The 9,655-nt window shown below is 63.4% G+C and carries 7 protein-coding genes and 2 tRNA genes; 4 read left to right on the top strand and 5 right to left on the bottom strand.

The window, feature by feature from the left end; all coding sequences use genetic code 11:
* From ACFPU0_RS09665 to ACFPU0_RS09655, 3 genes are all read right to left on the bottom strand, one after another.
* Window positions 1-76 (bottom strand) — tRNA-Ala (locus tag ACFPU0_RS09665).
* A 140-nt stretch (window positions 77-216) separates the two neighbouring features.
* Window positions 217-1,698 (bottom strand): glutamate--tRNA ligase, encoded by a 1,482-nt coding sequence (gltX, locus tag ACFPU0_RS09660; RefSeq protein ID WP_377692708.1) that lies wholly within the window; start codon window positions 1,696-1,698, stop codon window positions 217-219.
* A gap of 26 nt (window positions 1,699-1,724) precedes the next feature.
* Window positions 1,725-2,645 (bottom strand): LysR family transcriptional regulator, encoded by a 921-nt coding sequence (locus ACFPU0_RS09655; protein WP_377692707.1) that lies wholly within the window; start codon window positions 2,643-2,645, stop codon window positions 1,725-1,727.
* Between the two features lie 108 nt (window positions 2,646-2,753).
* On the opposite strand from ACFPU0_RS09655, the gene ACFPU0_RS09650 reads away from it, so the two are divergent.
* Both ACFPU0_RS09650 and ACFPU0_RS09645 read left to right on the top strand, forming a co-directional pair.
* Entirely contained in the window at window positions 2,754-3,800 is a 1,047-nt protein-coding gene (locus ACFPU0_RS09650; protein WP_377692706.1) for an HlyD family secretion protein, read from the top strand.
* A gap of 49 nt (window positions 3,801-3,849) precedes the next feature.
* Window positions 3,850-5,349, top strand: coding sequence for an MDR family MFS transporter (locus tag ACFPU0_RS09645; protein ID WP_377692711.1), 1,500 nt, complete (start codon window positions 3,850-3,852; stop codon window positions 5,347-5,349).
* Window positions 5,350-5,424: 75 nt separating this feature from the next.
* Here ACFPU0_RS09645 and uvrB read toward each other — a convergent pair whose 3' ends face one another.
* Window positions 5,425-7,440, bottom strand: a complete 2,016-nt coding sequence (uvrB, locus tag ACFPU0_RS09640; RefSeq protein ID WP_377692705.1) for an excinuclease ABC subunit UvrB — start codon at window positions 7,438-7,440, stop codon at window positions 5,425-5,427.
* Between the two features lie 183 nt (window positions 7,441-7,623).
* Between uvrB and ACFPU0_RS09635 the strand changes: the two genes are divergently transcribed.
* Both ACFPU0_RS09635 and ACFPU0_RS09630 read left to right on the top strand, forming a co-directional pair.
* Window positions 7,624-8,814: an amino acid aminotransferase gene (locus ACFPU0_RS09635; protein WP_377692704.1), complete on the top strand. Its 1,191-nt coding sequence runs from the start codon at window positions 7,624-7,626 to the stop codon at window positions 8,812-8,814.
* Window positions 8,815-8,883: 69 nt separating this feature from the next.
* Window positions 8,884-8,959, top strand: a tRNA-Asn gene (locus ACFPU0_RS09630).
* A 313-nt stretch (window positions 8,960-9,272) separates the two neighbouring features.
* Here ACFPU0_RS09630 and ACFPU0_RS09625 read toward each other — a convergent pair.
* Window positions 9,273-9,596, bottom strand: coding sequence for a ComEA family DNA-binding protein (locus ACFPU0_RS09625; protein WP_377692710.1), 324 nt, complete (start codon window positions 9,594-9,596; stop codon window positions 9,273-9,275).
* Window positions 9,597-9,655 lie beyond the last annotated feature (59 nt).

The raw sequence follows: 9,655 nt of genomic DNA, 5'->3' as shown, positions 1-9,655 counted from the left end.
TGGTGGAGCTAGACGGGATCGAACCGTCGACCTCTTGCATGCCATGCAAGCGCTCTCCCAGCTGAGCTATAGCCCCGTCGCGAGGACGGGGCGCATATTAGGGGCGCCCCCTCCCGCTGTCAACAATATTTTTACAACAACACGAACTTTTTTATCTGGAAGAACAAACACTTACCCGACTGGCGCGAGCCCTTCCCCGCGCCAGCCACAAGGCCATCAAGCGATGGCGGCGAGCAGCTTCTCCCATTCCTTGGTTTCCTTCTTCGACACGCCACCGAGCAACTCGATGGCCTGGCGCAGACGGAAGCGACTGAGGTCGGCCCCAAGGATTTCCATGGCATCCAGCACGGAAACCGAGCTGGCCTGACCGGTGATGGCCGGGAACATCAGCGGCATCACGTCGCGCAGCTTGAGCTCCAGGGACTCGGCCACGGCCTGGATACAGCCGGTGATGCGGTCTTTCTCCCACTGGCGCAGGGACTCCAGCTTCCACAGCACCAGCTGCATGACCTGGCGCACCTGGTCCTGGTTCAGCTTCTTGTGCTCGAACAGCCGGGCATCCAACGGCACGCTACCGGAGAAGAAGAAGCCGGCCAGCGGCGCGATCTGGCTGAAGGTCTCCACCCTGCCCTGCACGTGCGGCGCGATGCGCAGCAGGTACTCCGGATTGAGTGCCCACTTCTGCACCTCTGCGGCGAAGCGCTCCACCGGCAGCTCGCGGATCCACTGGCCGTTCAGCCAGGAGAGCTTCTCGAGGTCGAAGATCGGACCGCCCAGGGAAATACGGGACAGGTCGAAGTGCTCGACCATCTCCGCCAGGGAGAACTTCTCGCGCTCGTCCGGCATGGACCAGCCCATGCGCCCCAGGTAGTTGAGCATCGCCTCGGGCAGGAACCCCATGCGTTCGTAGAAGGTGATGGAGGTGGGATTCTTGCGCTTGGACAGCTTGCTCTTGTCCGGATTGCGCAGCAGCGGCATGTAGCAGAGCTTGGGCTGCTCCCAGCCGAAGTATTCGTAGAGCTTGATCAGCTTGGGCGCCGAGGGCAGCCACTCTTCGCCGCGCAGCACATGGGTGATGCCCATCAGGTGGTCATCCACCACGTTGGCAAGGAAATAGGTGGGCAGGCCGTCGGTCTTCATCAGCACCTGCATGTCCATGCGGTCCCATGGGATCTCGACATCGCCACGGAGCATATCCGGCACCACGCAGACGCCTTCGCTGGGCACCTTCATGCGCACCACGTGGGGCTCGCCAGCGGCGATGCGCTGATCGGCCTCGTCCTTGGCGAGGTGCATGCAATGACCGTCGTAGCGCGGAGTTTCCTTGCGCTCGGTCTGTTCGGCACGCAGCTTGTCCAGGCGCTCGGCGGTACAGAAGCAGGGGAAGGCGTGCCCCTTGTCCACCAGCTCCTGGGAGTACTTCTTGTAGATCTCGCCGCGTTCACTTTGGCGATACGGGCCGTGAGGGCCGCCGACATCCGGACCTTCATCCCACTCGATGCCGAGCCAGCGCAGGGCATCGAAGATCTGCTGCTCGGACTCGCGAGTGGAGCGCAGCTGATCGGTGTCTTCGATGCGCAGGATGAACTGACCGCCGTGCTGGCGCGCGAAACACAGGTTGAACAGGGCGATGTAGGCGGTGCCCACGTGCGGGTCGCCAGTGGGCGACGGCGCGATACGGGTACGGACGGTGGTCATGAGTTGCTCTCGAAACAGAGGGACGATCAAAGGCGCGATCTTATCAGGCTGGCCGCCGCGGGCTCCAGCAAGTGTCCTTCCTGCACCGGCAGGCTGCGCATCAGGAAGTCGAGGAATGCCTTGACCTTCATCGCCTGGAAGCGCCGGGACGGGTAGACCGCATAGATTTCGCCACTGGGCAGCCGGGCCTCCGGCAACAGCTCGATCAGCTCGCCACGTTGCACGGCCGGCTCGGTGAACATCAGTGGCAGCGCGGCGATGCCAGCTCCGGCCAGCACAGCCTCGCGGGCGAAGGTGATGTTGTTGCAATAGAGGACGCGCTGGCAGGGCACGCTTTCGCCCTGCAGCATCCAGTAGCGCTGGGAATCCTGGGGCAGCAGCACGGCGCGGTGGCCGGCCAGCGCCTCCACCGTGCGCGGCGTGCCATGGGCCGCCAGGTAGGCGGGGCTGGCGCAGAGCCGGCGGCCGCTCTCGAACAGTTTGCGCGCGATCAGCGTGGAGTCCTGGGGCTGGCCGATCATGATGGCGATGTCCACGCCCTCCTCCAGCGGATCGACATTGCGCGAGGTGATTTCCACCTCCGCGGTGATCTGCGGGTACTGGCGCATGAAATTGCCCAGCACCTTGCCCAGGAACAGCTGGCCGAACTCGATGGGCGCGGTGATCCGCAACAGTCCCGATGGCTCCTGCTGCAGTTGCATCACCGCCTGCTCGGCCTCGGCGAAGTCCAGCATGATCTGCCGGCAGCGCTCGTAGTAGGCCAGCCCCACTTCGGTCAGGCGAAGCTTGCGTGTGGTGCGATTGAGCAAGCGCACCCCCAGGCGTTCTTCCAGCAGGGCGATGCGTCGGCTGACGGTGGACTTCTGCATGCCCAGGCTCTGGGCCGCCTGGGTAAAGCTGTGGCATTCGACCACGCGAGTGAAGATCAGCGCATCATCCAGCCCCATTATTGTTCCCTATAAGCAACAAAGTTTCTGAATTGTAGCGGCTATTTGCGAGCACGGAACACTGCTAGATTCGCAACATTCTGCAAAGACTTCGAGCCACGTTTTGCCATGCCTGCCAAACTGCAACGCCGCCTGTTCACCTTCATCGCCCTGGTGGCACTGGCCATCGCCGCGCTCTTCGCCCACTGGCTGCTGGTCGGTCGCTTTGTCGAAAGCACCGACAACGCCTATGTGCAGGGCGAGATCACCCGCATCTCCAGCCAGCTTGGCGCGCGCATCGAAGAGGTGCTGGTCAGCGACAACCAGCAGGTGAGCAAAGGGGACCTGCTGGTGCGCCTGGAGGCGGACGACTTCAAGCTGGCCCTGGAACGCGCCCGCGCCCAACTCGCCACCCGCGAGGCCGAACTGGCCCAGGCGCAGACCAAGCTCGCCCAGCAGTCCAGCCTGATCGCCGCCAGCCAGGCCGATGTGGCTGCCAGCCAGGCCACCCTGGGCCGCGCCCAGATCGACCTGTCGCGTGCCCAGACCCTGCGCAAGCCTGGCTTCATCTCCGAAGAACGGGTCACTACCCTCTCCGCCGACTCCCGCGTCGCCCGCTCCCAGGTGGCCAAGGCCGAGGCCGATCTCAAGGCCCAGCGCCAGCAGGTGGACGCCCTGAACGCCGAGATCAAGCGCCTGGATGCCCAGATCGCCAATGCCCGCGCCGAAGTCGCCCAGGCGGAGCTGAACCTCGGTCGCACCGAGATCCGCTCTCCCGTGGATGGCCGTGTCGGCCAGCGCGCCGCACGCAACGGCCAGTATGTACAGGTCGGCGCCCACCTGCTGTCCCTGGTGCCGGATGCGGACATCTGGGTCCAGGCCAACTTCAAGGAGACCCAGATCGAGCGCATGCAGCCCGGCCAGAAGGCCGAACTGGTGTTCGACAGCTTCCCCGACACCCCGATCGAAGGCCGCGTGGACAGCCTGTTCGCGGCGTCCGGCGCACAGTTCAGCCTGCTGCCCCCGGACAACGCCACCGGCAACTTCACCAAGGTGGTGCAGCGCATTCCGGTGAAGTTGACCCTCGCCGCCGATCACCCACTCAAGGGGCGGATTCGCCCGGGCATGTCCGTACTGGTCAAGGTGAGCCTGAAGGCCGAAAGCCATGGCGGCTGATGCCCTGATCCGTCCCAGCGGCGAGCCGACGCGCCGCGACTGGATCGCGGTGATGAGCGCCATGCTCGGCGCCTTCATGGCGGTACTTGATATCCAGATCACCAATTCCTCGCTCAAGGACATCCAGGGTGCCCTTTCCGCGACCCTGGAAGAAGGCTCGTGGATCTCCACCTCCTATCTGGTGGCGGAAATCATCATGATTCCCCTCACCGCCTGGCTGGTGCAGCTGCTTTCGGCCCGACGCCTGGCGGTCTGGGTATCGATCGGCTTCCTCATCTCCTCGCTGCTCTGCTCCCTGGCCTGGAGCCTGGAAAGCATGATCCTGTTCCGCGCCATGCAGGGTTTCACCGGCGGCGCACTGATTCCCCTGGCCTTCACCCTCACCCTGATCAAGCTGCCGGAACACCACCGCGCCAAGGGCATGGCGCTGTTCGCCATCACCGCCACCTTCGCTCCTTCCATCGGTCCCACCCTGGGTGGCTGGCTGACGGAAAACTTCGGCTGGGAGTACATCTTCTACATCAATGTGCCGCCGGGCCTGCTGATGATCGCCGGGCTGCTCTACGGCCTGGAAAAGAAAACGCCGCACTGGGATCTGCTCAAGCGCACCGATTACGCCGGCATCGTCACCCTGGGAGTGGGGCTCGGCTGCCTGCAGGTGTTCCTCGAGGAAGGTCATCGCAAGGACTGGCTGGAGTCGGAGCTGATCGTCGGACTCGGCAGCGTTGCACTGATCAGCCTCGTCCTCTTCGTCATCCTCCAGGTATCCCGACCCGATCCGCTGATCAACCTGGGCATCCTGAAGAACCGCAACTTCGGACTGTCGAGCATTTCCAGCGTCGGCCTGGGCATGGGCCTGTACGGCTCCATCTATGTGCTGCCGCTCTACCTCGCACAGATCCAGGGCTACAACGCGCTACAGATCGGCGAAGTGATCATGTGGATGGGCATTCCCCAACTGTTTCTGATTCCGCTGGTGCCGAAGCTGATGAAGGTGATCCCACCCAAGCTCCTCTGCGCGCTGGGTTTTGGCCTGTTCGGCTACGCCAGCTTCGCCTCCGGGGTGCTCAACCCGGACTTCGCCGGCCCGCAGTTCAACCAGATCCAGATCATCCGCGCCCTGGGCCAGCCCCTGGTGATGGTGACCGTGTCGCTGATCGCCACCGCCTACATCCAGCCCCAGGATGCAGGTTCGGCCTCCAGCCTGTTCAATATCCTGCGCAACCTGGGTGGCGCCATCGGCATCGCCCTGCTCGCCACTTTGCTGGATGCACGCGCCAAGGTCTATTTCGACTATCTGCGCGAATCCCTGGTACCAAGCAATCCGCAAATCGCCGAGCGCCTCGCCCTGCTGACCGAGAAGCTCGGCAGCGAGCAAGCGGCCCTTGGCAAACTCAGTGAAATCGCCCATCAACAAGCCAGCATCATGGCCTACAACGACGCCTTCCACTTCATCGGCATCGCCCTCGGCGTCAGCATGCTCGCCGTGCTGCTCACGCGCCCCCTGCCCTCCGGCGCTACCGGAAACGCAGGCGCCGCCGCCCACTGATCTCGAACTGGGCGTCGCGCCGATCAGCTTTGGCCACCGCTGAGGGTAATGAAGGGCGCCGATCGGCGCCCAATTTCAGAGCTGCAGCAAGCGTTCCCGCAACTTCTGGATCTCGTCGCGCAGTTGCGCCGCGGCTTCGAACTCCAGGTCCCGGGCCAACTGGAACATCTTTTCTTCCATCTGGCGAATACGCTTGGTGATCTCGCTGGGCGACCGCAGCTCGGCCTCGTAGCGGGCGCTCTCCTCCGCCGCCTTGGCCATGGCCTTGCGCTTGTTGCTGCGCGAGCCGGGCACGGTGGCGCCTTCGAGGATGTCCTGGATGTCCTTCTTGACCCCCTTGGGCACTATGCCGTGGGCTTCGTTGAAGGCCATCTGCTTGGCACGGCGCCGCTCGGTCTCGCCAAGGGCCCGCTGCATGGAGCCGGTGACGTTGTCTGCATAGAGGATCGCCTTGCCGTTGAGGTTGCGCGCGGCGCGGCCAATGGTCTGGATCAGCGAGCGCTCGGAGCGCAGGAAGCCCTCCTTGTCCGCATCGAGGATGGCCACAAGGGAAACTTCCGGCATGTCCAGGCCTTCGCGCAGCAGGTTGATGCCCACCAGCACGTCGAACGCACCGGTGCGCAGGTCGCGGATGATCTCCACGCGCTCGACGGTGTCGATGTCCGAGTGCAGGTAACGCACCTTGACGTCGTGGTCGGCCAGGTAGTCGGTGAGGTCCTCGGCCATGCGCTTGGTCAGGGTGGTGACCAGCACCCGCTCCTCGACGGCGACGCGCTTGCGGATTTCCGAGAGCAGATCGTCCACCTGGGTGGTGGCCGGACGCACTTCCACTTCCGGGTCAACCAGTCCGGTGGGCCGCACCACCTGTTCGATCACCCGCCCAGCATGCTCGCCCTCGTACGGCCCGGGAGTGGCCGACACGAAAATGGTCTGCGGGCTGATGGCCTCCCACTCGTCGAAGCGCAAGGGACGGTTGTCCAGCGCCGAGGGCAGGCGGAAGCCGTACTCCACCAGGGTTTCCTTGCGTGAACGGTCGCCCTTGAACATGGCGCCGACCTGGGGAACCGTGACGTGGGATTCGTCGATTACCAGCAGCGAGTTGGCCGGCAGATAGTCATAGAGCGTCGGCGGCGCCTCGCCCGCGGCGCGGCCGGAGAGGTAGCGGGAGTAGTTCTCGATACCGTTGCAGTAGCCCAGTTCGAGGATCATCTCCAGGTCGAAGCGGGTGCGTTGTTCCAGCCGCTGGGCTTCTACCAGTTTGTTGGCTGTGCGCAACTGTTCCAGACGCTCCTTCAATTCCTCCTTGATCTGGTCCACCGCCTCCAGCAGCACCTCGCGGGGCGTCACATAGTGGCTCTTTGGATAGAAGGTGAAGCGCGGCAGCTTGCGGATGACCTCCCCAGTGAGCGGGTCGAAGGCCGCCAGGCTTTCCACTTCGTCGTCGAACAGCTCGACACGAATGGCTTCCAGGTCAGATTCCGCCGGGAAGATATCGATGACATCGCCGCGAACCCGGAAGGTGGCGCGCGCGAAATCCATGTCGTTGCGGGTGTACTGCAGCTCCGCCAAGCGTCGCAGCAGGCTGCGCTGGTCGAGACGGTCGCCGCGGTCGATGTGCAACACCATTTTCAGGTAGGACGCCGGGTCGCCCAGGCCATAGATGGACGATACGGTGGCGACAATGATGGCATCCGGCCGCTCCAGCAGGGCCTTGGTTGCCGACAGCCGCATCTGCTCGATGTGGTCGTTGATCGAGGCATCCTTCTCGATATAGGTATCGGAGGACGGTACATAGGCTTCCGGCTGGTAGTAGTCGTAGTACGACACGAAGTACTCGACCGAATTGTTCGGAAAGAAGGATCGGAACTCGCCGTAAAGCTGGGCCGCCAGGGTCTTGTTCGGTGCCAGCACGAGCGTAGGACGCTGAACCTGGGAAATCACGTTGGCAATGCTGAAGGTCTTCCCCGACCCCGTCACACCCAGCAGGGTCTGGTGCGAAAGGCCGGCCTCCAGCCCTTCCACCATCTGGCGAATGGCCTCCGGCTGGTCGCCGGCGGGCTTGAAGCGGGTGACAAGCTGGAACTCCGACATGCTGACCTCGACTTTGGATGTGACACCTGCGCAGAACGGGCGTCATACCTGGCGGAAAGCTTGCGCGCGATGTCGCCGCAAGCTGTCTGGGCCGCTATAATACCGGCCCGATTGCGCAACCCCTAGCGCACATCGTTCGGGGTTGCATCCCATCCTCACCTTCCTCCTCCGAGCTGCCGCATCATGAGTCTGTTTTCTGCCGTCGAAATGGCTCCGCGCGACCCCATCCTGGGTCTCAACGAAGCGTTCAACGCCGACCCCCGTGCCACCAAGGTCAACCTGGGCGTGGGCGTCTACTACAACGAGGAGGGCCGCATCCCGCTCCTGCGTGCTGTAGCTGAAGCGGAAAAGGCCCGCATCGAAGCCCATGCTCCGCGCGGCTACCTGCCGATCGAAGGCATCGCTGCCTACGACCAGGCCGTGCAGAAGCTGCTGTTCGGCGCCGATTCCGAACTGCTGGCACAGGGCCGTGTGGTCACCACCCAGGCCGTAGGCGGTACCGGCGCGCTGAAGACCGGCGCCGACTTCCTCAAGCGCCTGCTGCCCAACGCTGTCGTTGCGATCAGCGATCCGAGCTGGGAAAACCATCGCGCGCTGTTCGAGTCCGCCGGCTTCCCGGTGCAGAACTACCGCTACTACGACGCGGCCACCAATGGCGTGAACCGCACCGGCCTGCTGGAAGACCTCAAGGCCCTGCCCGCTCGCTCCATCGTGGTCCTCCACGCCTGCTGTCACAACCCCACCGGCGTGGATCTCGGTCTGGATGACTGGAAAGCCGTCCTGGAAGTCCTGCGCGAGCGCGAGCACGTACCTTTCCTCGACATCGCCTACCAGGGCTTCGGCGAAGGCATCGACCAGGATGCCTTCGCGGTACGCCTGTTCGCCGAATCGGGCCTGCAATTCTTCGTGTCCAGCTCCTTCTCCAAGTCCTTCTCCCTCTACGGCGAGCGCGTTGGCGCCCTGTCCGTGGTGACCGGCTCGAAAGAAGAAGCCGGCCGCGTGCTGTCCCAGGTCAAGCGCGTGATCCGTACCAACTACTCCAACCCGCCGACCCATGGCGCCACCGTGGTCGCTTCGGTGCTCAACAGCCCCGAACTGCGCGCCATGTGGGAAGAGGAGCTGGGCGAAATGCGCACCCGCATCCACGCCATGCGCCTGGCCATGGTCGAGCGACTCGCCGGCGCCAAGCGTGACTTCAGTTTCGTGGCTCGCCAGCGCGGCATGTTCTCCTACTCCGGCCTGACGGCCGAGCAAGTGGAGCGCCTGAAGAACGAGTTCGGTATCTACGCCGTCAGCACTGGCCGTATCTGCGTAGCCGCGCTGAACAACAGCAACCTGGAAACCATTACCCGCGCCATCGCCCAGGTCCTCTGAAAAGAATTTGGAGAAGCTCAAGCAGATGCTTGACTTCTCCTTTCTAATCAGTAAGATACGCGCATCCGATCCGCGATAGCTCAGTCGGTAGAGCAAATGACTGTTAATCATTGGGTCCCTGGTTCGAGTCCAGGTCGCGGAGCCAATTCGAAAGCCCTCGGCACATGCCGGGGGCTTTTTCTTTGTGCTCAAGACTCTCACCAGGGACTTCGTCCCAGGTTATTCGGGCCTGCGGCCCTCACCCCTTCGGGGCCGCGCTGAAGCGCGTTCGGCTGGCGCCGTCGAGTCCAGGTCGCGGGGCCAGATTGAATGACATCCAGTTCATCCCGCGGGCCTGTTCGTCATGCGGCACCAGAACTGCCGACGGATACGGCCCCTGCCGCAGGAGCGCTGCATCAACACTCCCGCAGGCATTAAAAAGCCGGCCATCGCGGCCGGCTCTTCAACGCTTTGCTGCATTACTCCACGCTGAGTTTCTCGCGATTCTTCTCGAGGGTCTTGGCACCAATGCCCTTGACCTCGAGAAGCTCATCCACCGAGGAGAACGGACCATTCTCCTCCCGGTACTGGATGATTGCCTTGGCCTTGGTTTCGCCAATACCAATCATCTGGCCCTGCAGGGTAGCCGCATCAGCCGAGTTGATATTGATCTTGCCGGTCTGCTGCTCAGCACTGGCGACAGCGGCCGCAGCCTCCTTCGGCGCGGCAACCGCGACCTGGCCAAATCCAAGGAAGAGCGTACAGAGAGCAAGAAACAGCGAGGCAACACGAACGCGCAACATCATGAACACTCCTTGTCATCAGTAAGGGAAAGGGCGGTACATCCTCAACCGCCCTCACA

Origin of the sequence: Pseudomonas sp. GCM10022186 (genome assembly GCF_042656385.1) — a bacterium.
GTDB lineage: Bacteria > Pseudomonadota > Gammaproteobacteria > Pseudomonadales > Pseudomonadaceae > Metapseudomonas.
This window is presented reverse-complemented; position numbering and strand designations above follow the sequence as displayed.

Bases quoted from the DNA above. Each gene is read 5' to 3' on its own strand.
- ACFPU0_RS09625 (WP_377692710.1), bottom strand. From the start codon at position 9,596: ATGTTGCGCGTTCGTGTTGCCTCGCTGTTTCTTGCTCTCTGTACGCTC.
- ACFPU0_RS09650 (WP_377692706.1), top strand. From the start codon at position 2,754: ATGCCTGCCAAACTGCAACGCCGCCTGTTCACCTTCATCGCCCTGGTG.
- ACFPU0_RS09635 (WP_377692704.1), top strand. From the start codon at position 7,624: ATGAGTCTGTTTTCTGCCGTCGAAATGGCTCCGCGCGACCCCATCCTG.
- uvrB (WP_377692705.1), bottom strand. From the start codon at position 7,440: ATGTCGGAGTTCCAGCTTGTCACCCGCTTCAAGCCCGCCGGCGACCAG.
- ACFPU0_RS09655 (WP_377692707.1), bottom strand. From the start codon at position 2,645: ATGGGGCTGGATGATGCGCTGATCTTCACTCGCGTGGTCGAATGCCAC.
- gltX (WP_377692708.1), bottom strand. From the start codon at position 1,698: ATGACCACCGTCCGTACCCGTATCGCGCCGTCGCCCACTGGCGACCCG.